This is a genomic window from Anoxybacillus dikiliensis (genome assembly GCF_050613275.1).
In the GTDB taxonomy this organism is placed as follows: domain Bacteria; phylum Bacillota; class Bacilli; order Bacillales; family Anoxybacillaceae; genus Anoxybacillus.
Genome location: NZ_CP187112.1, coordinates 519,803 through 540,342, shown reverse-complemented (window position 1 = coordinate 540,342; position 20,540 = coordinate 519,803). Strand labels below are relative to the sequence as shown.

Here is a 20,540-nt window from a genome sequence, read left to right as displayed (position 1 = left end):
CCTTTACATCACTTCAAGTTGGACTGTCGTTCCTTTTCCAGACGGTTCTGCTGGTTTCACAATGAGCCGTTTCGGCATGCGCGCATGCAACTCTTGAACGTGGCTAATGACCCCGATCACCATATGCTCCGCTCGCAATCGTTCTAATGCGGTCATGACGACATCTAACAACTCTTGATCAAGCGTGCCGAATCCTTCATCTAAGAAGAAAAATTGTAGTGGATATTCCCCGCGCAGCTGAATTTGCGCCGATAACGCCAACGCTAACGATAAAGATGTTAAAAACGTTTCGCCTCCTGATAATGTCGTCACCGGACGGCGTACACCGCCGTTTGCATCGTCACGAATGACAAAACCACCTTCGGAATCCAGCTCAATCGCATAACGCTGTCTCGTTAATTCCCCAAGTCGTTCCGATGCATAGCGCGTCACATGAACGAGCTGTTCTTCCGCGATAAATTCAACGAAGCTATTTCCACGCAACACTTTTTGTAACTCCTCGTACTGACCGACGAGTTTTTCTAGTTTCATTCTTTCTTGTTGCAATCGTTCAAAGCGCGCATGTTTCGCCTCTAAATCAGCGACAATCGCTTCAAGTGAACCGAGTTGCCGCATATGTTCGTCCACTTGTTGCTTCGCTTGTTCGTACGCGCCCATCGTTTCTTCCCATTGTTGTTTCGTCATGACGACGCCATCCATCGCCCCATTTAATCGCTGCCATTCATTTTGCAACTTCATGAGTATATCTTTATATTGTTGAATGTCATGAGCGATTTGTTGTTTCATTTGTTCATCTAAGCGGGACACAACCACATCATCTACCGTTTTCAAAGTACTTTTTTTGAATTGTTCCGCCAACATTCGTTCCGCTTCTTGTTTTCGCTTCTCTCCTTCTTGTAAAGCGACATCTGCGGCTTGTTTGTTCGCTTGCAACGTGTGCAATTGTTGTTGTAATGACATCCATCGGGCATACGCCTCTTCTTCTTCCCGCTTGACACGTTGCAACGTTTCCTCTATCCGAATGAGCTGTTGTTTTGCAGACTCCTCATCTATTCCTTCTGGCAACGTTTGTTTATATTGTTCGTATTGTTGCTGTTGCATATTCCATTCGGTCGTCCATTCTGTTTTTTGTTTCATGACCTCTTGATACGTTTCTTTCCATCGCTCTAATTCCGCTCGTTTATCATCTAGTACGGTCACGCTTTTTTCAATGCGCTGTTGCAACTGCTGGGCTTCCTGTTCGCGCTTGCGAAGGTTGCGAACGATGTCATCGACTTGTTCAAACGATACATCTCGATACGTCTCATGCCACATCTTTTTTTCTTGTTCGATGCGCGTGCGTCGCTCTGCACATTTTTTCTCTAATTCAGCGATTTGTTGACGAACCGTTTCCATTTGATATGCATATTGTTGCTCTTTTTGTTTTTGCTCGTTCCATTTTTCGATATAGCGATACATCCGATCGCGGCATGCGATATAATCTTGTTGCAACGCCTTCCCTTCCATTTCGATTTCTTTTAAAGAAGAAAGCGGTGCTTCTTCCACTTCTCGTTTCACTTTTTCGGCATCGACACGTTGTGGCAAAGGCTGTCGTGCCATCATTTCAGACAACTGTTCGACTTGCATTTTTATTTGCTGTATCGCCGCAACGAGCTGTTCTCCGATTTGAATGGAGCGGTCGATCCGCTCGAGCGCTTGTTCATCGAGCATCACTTGTTGTCTTTTTGCCCGATTTGGATGATGCGTCGAACCACAAACTGGACAAGCTTCCCCATCGCGCAAGCGTTCAGCTAACGTCGCTGCTAAATCATGTAGACGTGCCGCTTCCACTTGCTTTTTTTCTTCTTTCCATTGATAGACGAGCACCGTCGCTTGCTTTTCCCGCTCACAGACGCGATGATACAACCGTTCTACATGACGAAACTCTTCAGCTAGACGCGCTTCAAGTTGTTTCATTTGTTTCATTTCTCGTTCATACGTTTGTTTCATCGCTTCATATGTTTTCTGTTTTTCTTCTTTTTCCTTTTCGATTTCTTCAAGCGCTTGCAGCTGCAATTGAATGTGCTTCTTTTTTTCATCCGCTTGTTCCAAACGCTCTTTCACATGCACATCGACTTTTTTCTCTTCCCATTGTTTTTTTAATTCGGCTTGTTTTGCACTCCATATTGTATATTCTTTCGTGCATATGTCAACGTGAAGACGCGCTTCTTGTTCTTTTTGCTCTATCTCTTGCAAATTCGCGCGCAGCTTTGCTTGTTGTTGTTCAACCGCCCGCATAAGCGCCAACGTTTGTAGCGCTTGTTTCAGCTGCTCTTGTTTTTGCAACGATTTCGGTTCTTCTACGTTCTTTTTCGCACGACATTGTTCATATTGTTTACTTACTTGTTCATACATCGTACGCACTTCGTGTAATTGGATAGCTAGTTCACTAGTTTTTTGTTGCCAATGCGCAACCTCTTTTTCGCTTCGTTCTACTTGTTCAATATACGGAGCAAGACGTTCAGCTTCTTTGCTTCGTTCATACGTCTGCTCAAGCTCTTTCATTCGTTCTTCTTGCTTTCTCCATTCATTCAGCTGTTGTTCTACTTTTTCTTTTTCACATTGCCATTGCCATAATTGTTTTTCTTTTTCATATCGTTCATGCATGTCGCGCAATGCGCGTTGTGCTTCCTCAAGCGCCGACTTTCGTTCTGCCAACGCCCATTTTTGCTTTTCTACTTGCTCTTTTGACGCGTCGCCAAGCCCTGCTTGCTCCCCTTTGATCGCTTCTAACTTCGCGGACGCGTCTGCCAACTTATTTTTTAGTTTTTTATTTAATTCGTCGCCATATCGTTCAAGATGAAACAACCGCTGCAACATTTGACGGCGCTCCGATCCTTTTAACGACAAAAATTCAGCAAACTTTCCTTGCGGCAAAACAACAGCCCTCGTAAAGTCTTTCATTTCTAAACCGAGAAGCTGTTTTACTTGTTCATCAACAAGACGCGTCTTATCTGCGATGACGACGCGCTCGTTTCCTTCTTCGATGAAGCGGCTGACGACGGAACGAATGCGCAGCGCATCCGCGCGCTTAAACGAACGTTCAACGGTATATCGCTTTACTCCTTCGGCATGTTGTAGTTCAAATGTAAACGAAACGAACAGTTCATTTTCCGCATGGTTCATAATTCCGTTCGTCTGGTTCGCCGCGCGTTCGACATTTCCGTATAACGCGAGCGTCATCGCATCTAAAATCGACGACTTTCCGCTTCCTGTCGGACCGAAAATGCCAAACAATCCCCCTTCGCATAGCCGTTCGAAATCAATCGTTTCCTTCTGACGAAAACTATGCAACCCTGCAATCGTTAAACGAATCGGCTTCATCGTTCATCCTCCTCAGCAACGAGCTGCAAAAATAGTTGAACGAGCTCTTCAGCCGGCTTTCCTCCGCCTGTTTGCCGTTCATAAAAACGCGTAAACAACGTTTCAATCGGAACATCGGTGCGCACTTCACGCACGACCTCGTCCTTCTTTAAGTAATTCGGGCGAATATGAACAAATCCGTCATACAATTTACGCAACCGATGTGTTTCTTCTAACGTTAACGATTGCTCGACATCAATTTCTAAATCAATCCACGCCCCGCGATCGCGCCCTTCCTCAATCCAACGATACACTTGCGCTAACCCTTCTGTCGCTTTCCATTTGACAAGCGGACGCCCTTTGGAAAGCCAACATTCTGAAATGGCAGGAGCAGAGCGCGGCTGCACGTCAACGATCGTCACCGACTTGCTGTATCCTGCTTCAGAAAAACTGTAAGCGAGCGGTGAGCCGGAATAGCGCGCCGGCATCACCGCATGTTTCACATCTTGCGGACGGTGCAAATGACCGAGTGCGACATATTGCGTGCGCTGAGGGAAGCTTGCTGGCGACACCGTATACGCGCCACCGAGCTCAATCGGGCGCTCGGAATCGCACGTCGCCCCTCCAGCGACATATAAATGGCTCATCGCAATATTGACGGCATCATCTCGAAACGATTCGTTCATTTTTGCAAAAATGGCGCGAATGCGCTCATCATATCGTGCGCGCAACAACGTTTCATCGCATTCGTCGGAAAGCAATTCGTTCAAGCGCGACTCTGACGGATACGGAAGCGCAGCAACGATTAATGTTTCATCAGTTGATGGAACGTACAAGCGCTGCACAACATCCGTCGGAAATCCTAACAACGTAATCGCATGTTGCGCCGCAATCGGAGCGGCCGCACTTAAACGACCCGGATGATCGTGGTTTCCCGCAATGACAATAACATGACGTTTTCCGTGATCGCTCAGACGCGAAAGCGATTCATAAAAAAGCTTTTCCGCATCGGCAGACGGATTGACTGTATCAAACGCATCGCCAGCAATCAATACGACATCGATGTTTTCTTTTTGTACGATTTCCACTATTTCATCGATCACCGCTTCTTGCTCTGGCAAGCGACTTCGCCCTTCAAGCGTTTTCCCTAAATGCCAATCAGCCGTATGCAAAATACGCAAATTAATCCCCCCCCATCTCTACAAGTAGCGCCCCATCAAAAGCGTACACGTACGTTTCGGTTACTTTCTTTTTCCAAATCGCTTCAATTGCTTCACGATATAAAGCTAATTGTCCTTTATATCTCCGCTTTAATTGCTCTTGCGGGTCATTCATCCACGATACGCGATCTGTTTTATAATCAATTAAAACAAGCCCGTATTCATCTTCAAATACACAGTCAATGACTCCTTGAACGATCACCGTTTCCCCCTCCATCTCGTGCGCCAAATAAAACGGCACTTCCCGTTCAAGCCGCTTCGCACGTTGCATTCGCTTGCCGATTGGGGTCTTAAAAAAGGCGACAATACTTTCTACATCGATTGCTTTTGCTTGTTCTTCCGTCAACCATTCCCCGTTCACCATGCGCGCGACTTGTTCTTGCACCGCATGAACAGTTACTTCTTTTGTCACATCCATCTGTTGCATAACGAGATGCATGATCGTCCCTCGTTCCGCTGGCGTCATCGTTTTCGTTTGCAAAAAGCGCGGCCGTTCAACGATCTCTTTTCGAAACGGCTGTTCGGCATGTCCACCGTATATGTCGCGTTGCCGCTTTAGCTCTGATACGCTTTGTTTCGCCCTTAACATCGTTGCGCTCCCGTACGTATACGTCCAAAAAAGACGGCGCTTGACTTCTTCTTCATATTCGCTTTTGATCCCAACAGGTTGCAGTTGTCGAATCGCTTCAACGATGTCACGATGCTCATTCGCTTGCTCATCTTCTTGCTCAAGCGCATGCGCTGACACAACGTGCATCTCCCATAGCGATGTGTCGTGAAGCACCGTTTTCGACGAACAAATGCTTTGTGGATGACGGATGAGGGCATAACCGAGCCAATCGGCATAGCTTTTTGCCTTTTCAATGACATACGCAGGAAGTTCCCACGTGGATGTATAAGTGACTTCTTGCCATTTTTTCTTTTCCGCTTCGATATCCTTTACCGTCGACACGATATATAACTTTTCTTTTGCACGCGTCAGCGCGACATATAAAATGCGCATTTCTTCCGCAAGCATTTGCAGTTTCATTTTTTTCTTGATCGCTAGCTGCGCGATCGTCGGATAGCTTGCGCGCCACGTCGGATGAACAAAGCGCATCCCTAATCCGAAATCTTTATCTAATATGTAGTCGCCGCGCAAATCTTTCGTATGAAATCGTTTTGCGGCACCTGCTAAAAAGACGACCGGGAATTCAAGCCCTTTACTTTTATGAATCGTCATCATGCGCACAACATCTTCTTGTTCTGTGAGCGAACGTGCCGCTCCAAAATCATCTTCGCGCTCTTTTAGCCGTTCAATAAAACGCAAAAAGCGAAAAATGCCGCGAAACGACGTTTTTTCATATTGTTTCGCGCGGTCATACAACGCGCGCAAATTCGCCTGCCGCTGTTTGCCCCCAGGCATTCCGCCGACGTAGTCGTAAAAGTTTGTATCACGGTACAATTGCCAAATGAAATCAGGAAGCGATTTTTGCCTTGCCGCCGTACGCCACTCCGATAAATACGAGATCCAACGTTTGACTTTTTCATAAAGCTCATCGTCTTGTGGCTGCGCCGCAAAAGCAAGCAACGCTTCATAAAATGCCCCGTCTTTTTTCGCCAAGCGAATGCGCGCCAACTCATTTTCGTCCAATCCAACAATTGGCGAGCGAAGCACCGCAGCAAGCGGAATGTCTTGATATGGATTGTCAATCACTTTTAAAAGCGATAACATCATTGACACTTCAGTCGCTGAAAAGTAACCTGTCGACAACTCGGCATATACAGGAACGTTTTGCTTCCGAAATTCTTCTAACATCGCTGAAGCAGACGACATCGAGCGACATAAAATGACGATGTCGCGATACATGAGACGCCGTTCTCCTTTTAGGCGACGGTCGTAAACGAAAAACGGCTCGGCAAGCAGTTGTTTGATTTTTTTCGCGATCCATCTCGCTTCAAGCTGAACGGCTGTCACATCTTCTTGTTCTTCTTCATCGCTTTCTTCTTTTGCTTCATTAATCCACACACATTCGACAGGCACTTGTTTATTCGGATAATCGCCCGCGCCAAAACGAAGAGCGGCATCATCGTCATAGCGCATGTCCCCGACCGTTTCCGTCATAAGTTGTCGGAAAATAAAGTTCGTTCCATCTAATATTTCTTTTCGGCTGCGAAAGTTTTTCGCTAAATCAATGCGCAATCCATATTTCCCATCTTTCGTAAACCGATCATATTTTTGTAAAAAAAGCGACGGTTCTGCAAGACGAAAACCGTAAATCGATTGCTTCACATCGCCGACCATAAACAAATTGCCTGTCGCTTCATCGTCGTGACATACGAGCCGTAAAATAGACTCTTGCACCATATTTGTATCTTGGTATTCGTCGACGAGCACTTCGACAAATTGCGCTCGATAATAAAGGGCCGCTTCCGACGGCTTTAACTCATGTTCTGCAAAGCGATCGCGTAAAATGTGTAAACAATAATGTTCTAAGTCTGAAAAGTCAACGATCCCTTTTTCATCTTTTTTCGCTTGCAATAGATCGGCAAACCGTTTCACCATTTGTATAATCGTAGCAACAATTGGCTTCATCTCGCGCAAATGGCGCACATATGTCGCCGGTTGAAACGAGAACAGTTCTTCTGTTACGCTGCTTATTTCTTTTTTCACTTGATCGCGCAGCTTTTTTACCTCATCAATCAATTGCTCGTCATATGCCCCGTCTTTCGGCTTTCTTTTTGCCGTCGCAAACGATACGTTTTTCATCGTGTCGTGTAGCTTTTGCCACGATTCAGCGCGCGCCTCTTTGAGCTTTGCGATGGCTTGTTGGTCGCTAACAAGCGTCTCATACAAATAATCCGGCCCACCTGGCTCTTTCGTTTTTTGCAACGCTTGCGCCAATCGTTGTTCCGCCGCCTCCAGCGCCAAATCAACCGCTTGAAAAAGGTAGTGGGCATACGGTAAATCGTCGATGCGTCCCCCTTCTTCGACATCGTACATATGAACGATTTGTTGCAGCCATTCGTTCGGGTTTGGATGCGAACGGGAAAATTCATATAGACGTAAAATAAGCGTCTGTAAATCCGCATCTGTCCGATCACTCGTATATTTGTCAACAACAGCTAAAAATGCTTCATCGTTTTCCGCATAATATTGTTCAAATAACGTTTCTAACACTTCTTCTTTTAATAGCGCCATCTCCCCTTCATCCGCAATGCGAAACACCGGATCCATGCCGATGATGTAATAATATTTGCGAATGACATCTAAACAAAACGAATGAATCGTGGAAATGGACGCTTTTTGCAAAAGACTGAGTTGCCTGCGCAAATGAAGCGAGTGCGGTTCGTTTTCAAGCGCTTTCTCTAACGCTTCCCCGATACGCTGGCGCATTTCTGCTGCTGCTGCATTCGTAAACGTCACAACAAGCAACCGATCGACATCGATCGGCCGCTCTTTATTCAATATTTTTTGAATGATCCGCTCGACAAGCACCGCTGTTTTTCCTGAACCTGCGGCGGCGGCAACGAGCGTATGCTGGCCTGTTGCATAAATCGCTTTCCATTGTTCATCCGTCCATTGACTTTCTCGTGGTTTTGGCGGAATCATACGATCACCCCTTTAACCATTCGTCTATATTTTTCGGTGTGAACACGCGATATTGTTCCGCATCGACCCCTTCATCAAATTGGCACACATCGCGAAACTCACAATATTGACAAGCTGTTTTATTTTTTTGTTTGTACGGTGCAATATGCGTCACACCGTCCATCATTTGTTCACCTACGTCGACGATCAGACGGCGCACATGTTGCCTTAACATCGTAAATTGTTGTTCTGTTAGCACTTTTGAATGTTGCGCAAACGTTCCATTTTTATTGAAACGAACAGGAATAACGAAAGAGCTTGTTCCCGGCTCTACTTGTTCATCCATCAGCCGTACCGTTTGTTCATCCGCTAATACGTAGCCCCCCATTTTAAACTGTTCTAAAAACTTTTTCTCTAGCTCGTGTTCTTCAACCCATTCATTCAGTTTCATCGTCGGGTTATGAATCGGAAAGTACAACACCCCTGCTGGAAACGCCGATGTGCCAACGAGCTTTTCCGCATACTCAAGCACGACATCTAAATACGCTAACATTTGTAACGCTAAACCGTAATACACTTCCGTTAAATCGAGCGTCTTTTGTTTCGATTTATAGTCAATAATACGAAGAAGTACGCCTTGTTCGCTCGTTGCTTGATCGACGCGGTCAATGCGCCCGACAAACTGCAATACTGTTCCATCTGATAGCGTAAACGAAAGCGGCGGAAGCACTCCCCCTTCACCGAACCCTAATTCAACGCCAATCGGTACAAATCCGCTTCTTTTCGCATGTTCGCTTAATACAGTCGTCGCTTTTGCCATAATCGTCTGTAACTTTTTCTTCATATATCGATAACGGTGCGTGCTTAACAACACTTCTTGTTGAATGTATGGGGCAATTTGCTCGACTGCTTCATATGACAACTGTTCGCATTGTTGCTTTGATAATTCACTCCACGGTAGCCGTTCTTCCCGCAAGCGATTGGCGATCACTTTTAACGCTTCATGAAACAGCTGCCCCATATCTGGCGCCTTCAATTGAAAGACCGTTCGCTCTTTTAACTTTAACCCGTGCCCAGCAAAATGAGCGAACGGACAACGGTTAAACGTCTCCATACGCGAAATGCTCGCTTTCACTTTCTTTCCATATAACTCTTTCGCCAACTGTTTACGTAACTGTTTCGCGCGATTTTCGTAAAATAACGCCCGCACAACGACCGCGATTCGTTCTTTCCATTGCTCATGTTGCACGTAGGCGTTGTATACATCCCACCACATCGGAGCGATGGCGTATTGTCGCTTCCACGCTTCAAGTTGCTGCACGAGTGGGCCGAGCGTGGCGATATCGTTTGTCATATATGACAATTGTTCTTGAGGCGGAAGGAAAAACGGATCGGCTCCCCATTGCTTTTTTTTCACATGCGGGAACATATCTGTTAACCGTTTGATAAACATCGATGGCAACAACGTTTTTTCTTGTTCGTCAGCTAGCGCATACGTAACATATAAACGTTCAGACGGGCTAACGAGCGCTAAATAAAGCAAAAACGGCTCATCAAGCAATCGATCGCGGCTCGCTGGAGCAACGCGTACAGAATAATGATGCAACAATTCGCGATCCGCTTCCGACAGCATCCCATCATCGTTTTTGCGCATCGGAATAATGCCTTCGTTCACCCCGACAAGAAACGTACAGCGAATGTTTGAAAGGCGGGAACGATCAAAATGAGCAATTAATACTTGGTCGGTTGCCGGTGGCACGAGAGAAAACTGCAAACTTTCTAATCCCGTTTCAATAATGGTGAAAAACGTTTCGAGCGAAAGAGATTCATCTCCTAATATTTCCACATATTCGTCAAGCAAATGAATAAACGCTTGCCATACTTGCTCATGATGACGAATAGCAGACAAATCTCCTCTCTCTTCCGCTTCATCGCGCCATCGTTGTAGCTTTTGTGGAATATGAAGTTGTTCCGCGTATGCATATAGCGCTTCGCATCGTTCACGCCCTGTCTTTGCTTGTTTTAACCGTTTTTGTAAAAACAACAACGGAGAAATAACAAGCTTGCGCCATTCATTTAATTGTTGTTCATATCGTTTTTCTTCATCTGTTTGTGGCGCATGGATCCCTTCAAGCCCTTTATACTTGCGATACGTCCAATGTTCTGCCCACTTGTCTCCTTGTATGCCGGAAGAAAGCACGTAGTTTTCAAGCTGGTCCATTGCCATGCGCATCTCATGTATCGGTTGATCAAGCGAAAAAAACAAATCGGTTTTCACAGCACGAAATACCGCTTCGTAGCGAAAGTTCGTCCGTACTGCTTCGATGCTTGCACGTAAACATTCAACGAACGGATGATCAAGCATCGGTTCTTTTTCATCAATAAAATACGGAATGCGATAATCTGCAAATACCGTTTTTAACACGTCGCGATAGTCTGAAACGTTGCGAATGAGCAAAGCGATGTCACGATAGCGATATCCTTCATCTCGCACGAGCCGAATGATTTCACGAGCAATGCCTTCCATTTCTGCTCGCCGAGTGGTCGCTTCTCCAATGACAATCGCTTCCGTTTGTTTTGGCCATACACGTACAGGACGATCATCGTAATGTGCTTCGAGATGGCGAAGTTCTTCATGTTTGTGGCGAACGTTTTCATAAAGTTGCTCTACTTTTTCAATCGCCACTCCATTTTGCAGCGCTATTTCGCGCAGTTGGGCATACGTTCGCCACGTGCTGCGAAATACGTGCAAATCGTTTGGTAGTTGTTCATACGGAGCGTCTAACGTAAGGGCAACCGTCACATGTGGGCAGTGAATAAACAGCTGTTCAATCACCATATATTCTTGCGGCGTAAATTCATAAAAGCCGTCCATGTAAATGCGCGCACGTTTCATATAGGAAGAATGGCGAATTTTTTCCGCAAGCAAGCGCAAATAATCTTCTGAATCGACATAATGATGCGCCATCTGTTGTTCAAATTGCTCAAAAATGAGCGCTGTATCTTTTAATTTATCAGCAAGTACCATTTCGTTTGCGGTCGCATGACGACGCAGCTCTTCTTCCGTTTGTTTTAATGCTGCTGGCGTCACACAATATCGTTTATATTCCGTCAACATTTGTTCCAGTTGTTCAATAAAACCGCGTTTGTCGGCTGCTTTTCGAAACAGCTTTAACTGTTCTTTTTGTTGTTCAACAATTTTCCTTAGCAACATATGTACGCCTGTTTGCGTTAAATGATGGCGGCTCATGCCGCCAGTCTCTTGCAAGACACGCCAAGCAAGGCGCGTAAAACTAAACACTTGTGCGCGAATCATTCCTTTGACATTTGTGTTCATGAGAGCATATTCCGATTGAAACGTCATTTGTTCGGGAACGAGATAAATAATCGGATCGCCATCGGGTTCATGGGCAAGTTGTTCGATCATTTCCGTTAAACACATCGTCGTTTTTCCGCTTCCCGACCGCCCGATCATAAAGCGTACAGACATATCGTTCATCCTTTCTTATTTTCCATCGTGCAACGCAAGGCGTTGTTCAACTTTTTTTCCAATGTACCAAAGAAGAAAAATAGCAACAGCGACGAAAACGGTGCGCAGCGGCTGACGGACGAGCGCCACCACATCATAGCCGATAAAACTAATTGTAAACACCATCACCATTTTTCCGAGCAACACAGCAAGCATATATTGCTGCATCGCAATGCCTGATAATCCTGCTACGACATTCACTGCGGCAGATGGTGTAAATGGGAAACAAAGCAGCAAAAAGAGTGGTCCAAAGCCGCGACGCTCAATCCAATGCATCATGCGGCGAATGGTCGGATGGCGATGTAAAAAAGAGAAAAACCGTTGTCTTCCAATTTTTCGAACGAGAAAAAAGACGAGAAGTGAGCCTGCGCTCGTTCCAATCCATGAAATAAGAAATCCTTTCCAAAGACCGAATGCCGCTGCATTTGCCATGACAAAAACGAAAAGCGGCAAAAACGGTAAAAACGCCTCTGCCATCGGCAGGACGATGCCCGGAATAACGCCAAATGAACGATATTCCGCTAACATGTCAAGCATATGTTTGATCGTAAACCATTGTTTTAATTCCTCTAAACTCATACAGTAACCCCTTTGCCACGTGCTCATGTTTATATTGTACAAGTTTAGAGGAAAAGAGAAAACTACTAGGACAATTCCTTTTCCCGCAAATATAACAAATACATCATTTTCCGTTCGCGCGCTTCAATTCGTTCGCTCATCTTTGTCCGCAACTGAGCTGTGCGATGTAACTGGTTCACAAATGAATGATGGGAAATACATATTTCTACGCTCGTCCCGTTTGAAAAAATGACGCGTGTTTTTCCTAGTTGAATATGTTCATGATGACGGATATGCAAATGCGAAAGCCATATACATTGAGGATCGTTCGGGGAAATCGTTGGAAAAAAGAAAATTTCGTTCGCTGGTTCGACTGCAATGGGTGCTTTATGCGAAGTGCCGATCGTATGTTTCGTTCCTTCCCTTCTTCCTTTTAAACTTGCTCCGTAATATAAACAGCTTTGTTCCATAATTTCGATCGGACTTTTTTTTACGACGATTTCTCCATCTTCTTCAAATGCTTTCGTCCATATGTGTTCGTTATAAAAGAACGGAAAAAGCGCCATCGTATAACGTGTAATATGTAGATGCTCAACGATGAGCATCGTGCTCCCTCCCTTATATACACATTTCGACAATATTATGACAATATTATACCATAAATAATTAAAAAAATCCCCTCGCTTTTTCGAGGGGATGTCATTTTACGCATTTGTAAATTGTTCTTCTTCTGTTGATCCTTTTAAGGCGACAGTTGATGCTTGACCGCCTGTAATGACAAGCGATACTTCATCAAAGTAGCCTGTTCCGACTTCGCGTTGATGGCGTGTTGCAGTGTAACCGTATTTTTCCGCCTCAAACTCTGCTTGTTGCAGTTCAGAGTAAGCAGCCATGCCGCGATCACGATAGCCGTGTGCTAACATAAACATGCTGTAGTTGAGGGCGTGGAAGCCTGCCAATGTAACGAACTGGAATTTGTAGCCCATTTTTCCGAGTTCCACTTGGAAGTTGGCGATCGTTTCGTCATCCAACTTTTTCTTCCAGTTAAATGAAGGCGAGCAGTTGTACGCAAGCAATTTGCCTGGGAACTTTTCATGAATTGCTTCCGCAAAACGGCGCGCTTCTTCTAAGTTCGGTTCGCTCGTTTCGCACCAAATTAAATCAGCATACGGTGCATACGCCAATCCGCGCGCAATCGCTTGGTCTAAGCCGGCACGCGTACGGAAAAACCCTTCTGGCGTCCGCTCCCCTGTAATAAACTCTTGGTCGCGCGGATCGATGTCGCTTGTAATTAAATCCGCCGCGTTTGCATCTGTGCGCGCAATTAATACTGTCGGCACACCCATGACGTCTGCCGCAAGCCGCGCCGCAATTAAGTTGCGGATCGCTGTTTGCGTCGGAAGCAACACTTTTCCGCCTAAATGGCCGCACTTTTTCTCAGAAGACAATTGATCTTCAAAATGTACGCCCGCTGCTCCTGCTTCAATCATCGCTTTCATTAATTCAAACACGTTCAACTGACCGCCAAACCCTGCTTCCGCATCGGCAACGATCGGCAAGAAATAATCGATATCCTCTTTTCCTTCGACATATTGAATTTGATCGGCGCGTTGAAGCGCTTGGTTAATGCGTTTTACAACATGCGGTACGCTATTTGCTGGATATAAGCTTTGGTCTGGATACATATGCCCAGCTAAGTTCGCATCCGCTGCGACTTGCCAACCGCTTAAATAAATGGCTTTTAAGCCAGCTTTCGCTTGTTGTACCGCTTGGTTTCCTGTTAATGCTCCGAGCGCATGAACGTAGTCTTCCGTATTTAATAAGTGCCAGAGTTTTTCTGCCCCACGACGAGCTAACGTATACTCGATGTCAAGCGAACCGCGCAATTTAATGACATCTGCTGCGCTATATGGGCGCGTAATTCCTTTCCACCGTTCATCTAATTGCCAACTTTCTTCTAATTGTTTCACACGTTCTTCGAATGTTGCCATTTCCTTCTCCCCCTTAATTTTTTATTGTAACCCCTCTGTTTCCGTACAAAAGACCCCCAAATCATTGTGATGCTCTTTTCTCTATGTACGAGCTGTGATTTGTTTCACCCCTTTTGTTATAATACACATTTTCTTTTTGACGTCTTTATTATATAACACAATTTTCAGAAAAGAAAGTATTTTTATGAATTTTTTTCAAAAAAATATGTTTACTGCTGTTCTAAAAAAATAATTCGTTCTAAAATCGTTGGATGGCTGTAACGAAATAGTTTGACGACATACGGAGGATGCACTTGACTTAAACTTGATCGCGTCAGTTCTTGAAACGTCGAGATCGCCGCTTCTTTATTTTTCGTCAACTCAATCGCATATTTGTCTGCCGCATGTTCTTCATAGCGGGAAATCGCATTCATCGCAGGGCTCACTGCAAAACTTAATAGCGAAATAAGAAGTAAAAAAACCGGTAAAGAAGAAAGGTCGTTCCATTTTTTTATTCGGAAAAGTGTGCCAAACCGCTCGATCGTTCGTTTCATCCATCGATCCGTTAAAAACAGCCCGATCAATGCAACGGCAATATATAGTCCTATCCCCCAGTAAATATGTTTCATGACGTAGTGAGCCATTTCATGCGCCATAATAAATAAAATTTCATCTTCACTTAACCGTTCAAGCGTCGTATCCCACAACACGATACGTGAGTTGCCTCCGATACCTGTCACATATGCGTTTAGCGCGTTCGTTTTTTCCGACATATTTACTTCAAATACATGTTCCGCAGGGATGTTAGCCTTTTCTGCTAACGCTAAAATTTTTGCTTCTAACTGTTTGTTTTTTAAAGGATAAAAATCGTTATAAAGCGGATCGATAAACACAGGTTGAATAAACGTTAAAAAAAGCGTAAACGGAATTGAACAAAGCCATGCGTACACCCACCATCGTTTTTCAAATTTTTTCATAAGCATATATAACACGTAAACGATGACAACCATGATGGCGTAATTTACCCAAAAATCAATGATCTCATCACGCATCCAACTTGAAAACGTTTGTGTAGAAATGTGATACATTTTCGCCACGTAATAGCTTATATAGCTAAGCGGAAACGTGACGACTTGTACAAGAAGCGATAGCCAAAATACGTAAATGGCCGTTTGCATAAACCGTCGTTTCGTCGTCGCTTCCGCCCATTGTTGAAATCGTGCCGATAAGCCAAACAGCAGCACAAATATATAAATGACCCATTCATACGGAATAGATAAAAAGAATAAAAAGTTTTTTACTTCGGAAAACTGTTCGGCGAGCATCAGCTCTTTTTTCGTTAAAAACGTTGCCGGATCTGCGCTCGTTCCTTTGTATTGTGCTGGAATGGATGAGTCTGTCCATTGAAATAAGTAAAATGCGAAAAACAGCGCATATATCGCATACAAAAACAACGTCCAAAAAGCAATTTTTCTCATTTTCCTTCCCCCTTGTCCATCGTTACTACTAGTTTAGTTTCTCATTCGCCATTTAGAACAACGAAAAAATTCAAATAATTGTCACGTCCCGTTCTCTTCATTGGCACGTTGATTATGTATGATGAAAGTGGGAGGGATATACGTTGAAAAAACTATACATCGGCTTTTTTAGCTTACTTGCGATTTGTATTGGCATTGGTATATTTTATTTTTCTTACTACCGCCAAGATCAAATGGAGTTTCCAAAAGACGTAACAATGGAAACGGCATGGGGAAAACCGTATTCATTTCGTAACATGGAACCGAAAGTGCGCCTATTAGAGTTCGTGTACACAAACTGTCCAGACGTTTGTCCAAGCACGTCATTTCAAATGAAACAGTTAAAAGAACGGTTGGAAAAAGACGGTTTGTTTAAAGACAAAGTTGAATTTATTACGATCACCATTGATCCAACACGCGACACACAACAAGTGATGCAAACGTATGCGAACATGTTCGGCGTGGAAAGCGATAACGAAGGATGGATTTTTTTGAGAGGTAGCGAAGAAGATACGAAAAAAGTGGCCGACGCTTTCGACTTCTTATACCGCGATCCGGGAAACGGCATGCTGATCCATACGACACTCACCTACTTTTTAGACGAAAACAACCGCGTCATCGCCACATTCGGCATGGGCGAAAAAGGGTTTGATAGAGAGAAAGTGTATAAAGAAATTGTAAAGGAGGCGAAATAGCCTCTTTTTCTCTTGTCTGACCACTATGGAATACATTAATATGATAAAGGTAGGACGATAGAACTATGCGAGGCGAGGAGAGGAGAGAACATACATGAAAAAATGGAAAGACCGTAGCTTAATTTTTAGGACAGCCTTTTTACTTTCATCGATTGTAGCAGTAGTTACCATTAGTATTGTTTCCCTTTTATTGTATCAAACCTTATCAGTAGAAAAACAACTAACAGAAAAATATGCAGTAGCTGAAACGAAATCATACGCCAACAAAATTGAAGGAATGTTTCGGCACGCGGAAGCTGTTGCCAATGATTTCGGACAATATATGTTGTTTGCTAAAAGCCATCAATTGACGCGCGAGCAAGTGCTAGAACATATGCACGACTTACTCAAACGCAATAACGAATTGCTCGGCATTTATACGTTATGGGAGCCAAACGCCCTTGATCAGAAAGATGAGGAATACGTCAATAAAGATGGACATGATGAGACAGGTCGATTCGTGCCGTACGTCGTTCGAAGCGATGGAAAAATTATTGTAGAAGCAAGCCGTGACTACGACAAAGCAGGGGATGGCGATTATTACTTAGTGCCGAAGGAGACAAAAAAACCTTTGCTTCTTGAGCCTTACACGTACGCAATCAACGGAAAAGACGTGCTGCTTACGTCGCTCATCTTGCCGCTGATCGATCCGAAAACGAACGAATTTTTAGGCATCGTTGGGGTTGATTTTGATGTCTCGTTTTTGCAACAACTCATTCGTGAACAAAAACCGCTTGGGGGGTATTTTAATTTTATTGATGGCAACGGAACGATCATTGCAAGCGGCTTAGGGGAAAAGTTTACCGGACAAACAATTACAATGGACGAACAAAAAACGATATTGAAGCGCATCGCCAATGGGGAATCTTTTTCAGATACAGTATATTCTAATCTTATAAAACAAGAAGTGTTTCGAGGGATTGCTCCCGTTCATCTTGCACAGTTTGAAAAAACATGGGCTATCGTTTTATCCGTTCCTTCTAATACGTTGTTTAGCCAAATAAAAACGTTGGCGATAGAAGGAGCAGTCGGCGTCATTGTTGCCGTCTTATTGCTTATTGTCTTTATGACAGTAACGCTTCGACGCATTTTGCTCCCTGTCCGCAAAACAGCGCTTGTCGCCCAGCAAGTAGCAGAAGGAAAATTGAACGTTCACGTCGATATTTTAAAAAATAACGATGAAATTGGAACGTTAACGAAAGCAATAAAAAAGATGGTGGAACAACTAAGAGAACAAATTCGCACGTTATCAGCAGAAAGTATGCAGTTGACAACAGAAGCGGCCCACGTTACCGAAAACGCGAAGCAAAATAGCGACACGAGCGCGTATATTCATGAGGTCATGAACGAAATTACGGAGCGGACAACTTCTCAAACGGAAGCGATGCTTGAAAGTATGAAAGCAATGGAGGAGATGGCGATAGGCGTTCAAAAATTAGCTGAATCGACCTCCGAAGTGGCAGACTCAGCAAAAGAGATGTCCGAAGAAGCGCAACAAGGGAAAGAACAGCTTGAACAAACGGTACAACAAATGAATCAAATCCAGCAGTCTTTTACAATGATCGCTAAGCAAGTCGAACATTTAACATCGTATTCTGAACAAATTGGTCATATTGTTGCAGCAATTAGCGCGATTTCATCGCAAACGAATTTGCTCGCATTAAATGCAGCGATTGAAGCAGCACGTGCTGGAGAAGCAGGAAAAGGCTTTGCAGTTGTTGCTGAAGAAGTACGAAAGTTAGCTGAACAAGCAGATGAAGCAGCGAAACAAGTAAGCGAACTCATCGGGCATGTCCAACACCAAGTGAAGGAAGTGTCAGAAGTCACAACACAAGGAGCGGAAGATATAAAAGAAGGCAGCGCGATCATTACGAACACTGCGCAAGCTTTCGAACGAATTGTCCAAAAAACAGATGTCGTATCGGAAGAAATTCAAGAAATATCAGCGGCAACAGAACAAATGTCAGCTGGCGTGGAACAAGTGACCGCTTCGCTTGAAAACATTGTTGAAACGGCTAAAGATGTACAAGCTGAAATCGTTCAGGCGACGCGTTCAGTCGATGAACAAGCGAATATTTCTAAACAGCTTGATGCATCCGCCAAACAGCTCGCTCGTATTGCGGAGCAACTACAACAATTGATCCAGCGCTTCACTTTGGAGTCCCAAAAATAACGGGACTCCTTTTTGACGATCAACATCGTTTTTCTACTTTTTTTTATCATTTATCAATACTAAAATATACAAAACTAGAAAATAAATATGTACTTTTTTCTTTTCATCCACTTGTCGCAACATATTTATAATTTCCTCTTCCATTTTCCCTCTATGTTCCACTTCCTTTTCATTTGCAACTAGCCAATCGATAGATACATCTAGCACTCTACTAATCGGAATAAGCAAATCTACACGCGGGGTTACCGTCCCATTAACAATTTTATTAATCGTGCTCTTAGACTGACCGGTTTGTTCTACTAAATCTTTTTGCTTTAAATTGAGTTGTTTTAAACGTTGCTTAATTCTCTCACTAATGATCGCTTTTATATCATTCACATTCACCATTCCCTTCATGTTTTGTTTCTTTTTTGGAATTTTCTCATTGAAAAGTTCCTAAAAAGAAACTATAATGGTAATTAAACAAACCTTTCTTCGTTTTACGTAATCATAACAAGGCGGTGGATTCATGGACGTTTATGCTCGTGCAAAACGTACCATCAGCGCGTGGGTCATATGTTGTTATACGTCGATCATGTGCTTTTTAATATACACAAATGTTTCTAAAACTTTTTACATCGTCATCTCATGGCTCATCGTTAGCCTTTCATTCCTTTCTGTATTTTTAAAATACACTAGGAAAATCGTGTCCTATAAAAAGAAAAAAAATGAGCATGACGTGTATAAATATATGTGTGCGTTAAAACAACTTCCTTTAAGAGTCATACATGCCGTTGCATATTGTTTTTTGTTGTTTTTGTTTGTCTTGTTTTGGATACATATTCCAATCGCTCACTTGCTTACAGCAAGCTGTCTGTACGGAATATGGCATGCGATTCTTTTTCATATAACAACTAAAACTTTATATAAAGTGATTCAGCATGACGTATATGACTTTTTATCATACGGACATCGAAGCGCCTTGCTTGCAACCGATTTTTTGTATTTATCGCATGTTAAAAAACTAATTCATTATGGAGTAGGCGTCGTTTCGATCTCTTTTATGTACATATTGAGCGTGTATCACTCGTTTATTCAAGCGAATAGCGAATTGAGCGATGTTTTTTTGTACTCCTCCATTCTTTTTTTAACCGCTTTGATAATGTTTTACTTTTTCGTTAGTTATGTGACAGCGAAGCATATCACGCGCACGATTGATTCTTTGCAGCAAAAAATCGCGGACGACTATATTCCGAACGTTTATATTGACGAATTTTCCTCTCTCGTTCACACGTTCAATGCATATAACGACCGAACAAAACAAATTTTTTTGCTGTTGCATACAATTGGACGGGAAAATGATGAATATCGGTACATTGCTGAACATTCTCACCGCGTTGCAAATTATTGTTTGAGAATTGGTGAATATCTCGGTCTTAACGATCATCAGCTACATAGCTTGTATCAAGCTGCCCTTCTTCACGACATTGGAAAAATAGGTATACCTATCTATATTTTATTAAAAAAAGAACCTTTATCTAAAGATGAATTTTCATTTATTCAACAATATCCGAATATTAGCTACTTTATAGCGAAAATGATGTTAAAGTCGGACAACGAAGATTTGCTAAACGCCATTCGATTTCATAAAGAACATGTGGATGGAACAGGATATCCGAACCGTTTGAAACAAGATGAGATCCCTTTGCTAGCAAAAATCATCTCAGCTGTAGATGCATTTGATGCGATGACCTCATCTAGGCCGTACCGAAAAAGTAAAAGTAAAATGGAAGCGATGGAAAATCTATTAAAAGAAAGTGGGACAAAGTGGGATGACAAAGTTGTGAATGTGATAAACCTATTATTAACAAAAAATAATAAATATGTTAATATAGCGATAAGAAGCTAAATCCTTCGAGTCGCTTTTTTCTTGCCTATAGAAAGGAG

12 protein-coding genes are annotated in these 20,540 nt (G+C 43.4%); 3 read left to right on the top strand and 9 right to left on the bottom strand.

Annotated elements, in window-relative coordinates:
• Positions 1-3: 3 nt before the first annotated feature.
• From ACPF7I_RS02920 to ACPF7I_RS02885, 8 genes are all read right to left on the bottom strand, one after another.
• Complete coding sequence (locus tag ACPF7I_RS02920; RefSeq protein WP_430744928.1) at positions 4-3,363, bottom strand: AAA family ATPase; 3,360 nt, start codon at positions 3,361-3,363, stop codon at positions 4-6.
• A complete protein-coding gene (locus ACPF7I_RS02915) occupies positions 3,360-4,523 on the bottom strand; it encodes an exonuclease SbcCD subunit D (protein ID WP_430744929.1) in 1,164 nt (387 codons plus the stop codon). The genes ACPF7I_RS02920 and ACPF7I_RS02915 overlap by 4 nt, the downstream gene beginning before the upstream one ends.
• Position 4,524: 1 nt before the next feature.
• On the bottom strand, positions 4,525-8,154 hold the full coding sequence (gene addA / locus ACPF7I_RS02910; protein ID WP_430744931.1) for a helicase-exonuclease AddAB subunit AddA: 3,630 nt from the start codon (positions 8,152-8,154) through the stop codon (positions 4,525-4,527).
• 4 nt (positions 8,155-8,158) lie between these two features.
• Positions 8,159-11,623 carry a helicase-exonuclease AddAB subunit AddB gene (gene addB / locus ACPF7I_RS02905; RefSeq protein ID WP_430744933.1) on the bottom strand — a complete coding sequence of 1,155 codons (3,465 nt, stop codon included), beginning with the start codon at positions 11,621-11,623 and terminating at the stop codon, positions 8,159-8,161.
• Between the two features lie 15 nt (positions 11,624-11,638).
• The gene (locus tag ACPF7I_RS02900) at positions 11,639-12,241 is read right to left on the bottom strand and encodes a TVP38/TMEM64 family protein (RefSeq protein WP_430744934.1); all 603 of its coding nucleotides are present in this window, start codon (positions 12,239-12,241) and stop codon (positions 11,639-11,641) included.
• A 65-nt stretch (positions 12,242-12,306) separates the two neighbouring features.
• A complete protein-coding gene (locus tag ACPF7I_RS02895) occupies positions 12,307-12,825 on the bottom strand; it encodes a competence protein ComK (RefSeq protein ID WP_430744936.1) in 519 nt (172 codons plus the stop codon).
• A gap of 99 nt (positions 12,826-12,924) precedes the next feature.
• Positions 12,925-14,211 carry an isocitrate lyase gene (gene aceA / locus ACPF7I_RS02890; protein ID WP_043963839.1) on the bottom strand — a complete coding sequence of 429 codons (1,287 nt, stop codon included), beginning with the start codon at positions 14,209-14,211 and terminating at the stop codon, positions 12,925-12,927.
• A 209-nt stretch (positions 14,212-14,420) separates the two neighbouring features.
• Positions 14,421-15,668 carry a M48 family metallopeptidase gene (locus ACPF7I_RS02885; RefSeq protein ID WP_430744938.1) on the bottom strand — a complete coding sequence of 416 codons (1,248 nt, stop codon included), beginning with the start codon at positions 15,666-15,668 and terminating at the stop codon, positions 14,421-14,423.
• 143 nt (positions 15,669-15,811) lie between these two features.
• Between ACPF7I_RS02885 and ACPF7I_RS02880 the strand changes: the two genes are divergently transcribed.
• Together ACPF7I_RS02880 and ACPF7I_RS02875 are read left to right on the top strand one after the other, a co-directional pair.
• Complete coding sequence (locus ACPF7I_RS02880; RefSeq protein WP_430744940.1) at positions 15,812-16,402, top strand: SCO family protein; 591 nt, start codon at positions 15,812-15,814, stop codon at positions 16,400-16,402.
• A 94-nt stretch (positions 16,403-16,496) separates the two neighbouring features.
• Complete coding sequence (locus ACPF7I_RS02875; protein ID WP_430744942.1) at positions 16,497-18,614, top strand: methyl-accepting chemotaxis protein; 2,118 nt, start codon at positions 16,497-16,499, stop codon at positions 18,612-18,614.
• 33 nt (positions 18,615-18,647) lie between these two features.
• Here ACPF7I_RS02875 and ACPF7I_RS02870 read toward each other — a convergent pair whose 3' ends face one another.
• Positions 18,648-19,001 carry a helix-turn-helix domain-containing protein gene (locus tag ACPF7I_RS02870; RefSeq protein ID WP_430745993.1) on the bottom strand — a complete coding sequence of 118 codons (354 nt, stop codon included), beginning with the start codon at positions 18,999-19,001 and terminating at the stop codon, positions 18,648-18,650.
• Positions 19,002-19,332: 331 nt separating this feature from the next.
• Here ACPF7I_RS02870 and ACPF7I_RS02865 point away from each other — a divergent pair, with 331 nt between their 5' ends.
• Complete coding sequence (locus tag ACPF7I_RS02865; RefSeq protein WP_431019145.1) at positions 19,333-20,502, top strand: HD domain-containing phosphohydrolase; 1,170 nt, start codon at positions 19,333-19,335, stop codon at positions 20,500-20,502.
• Positions 20,503-20,540 lie beyond the last annotated feature (38 nt).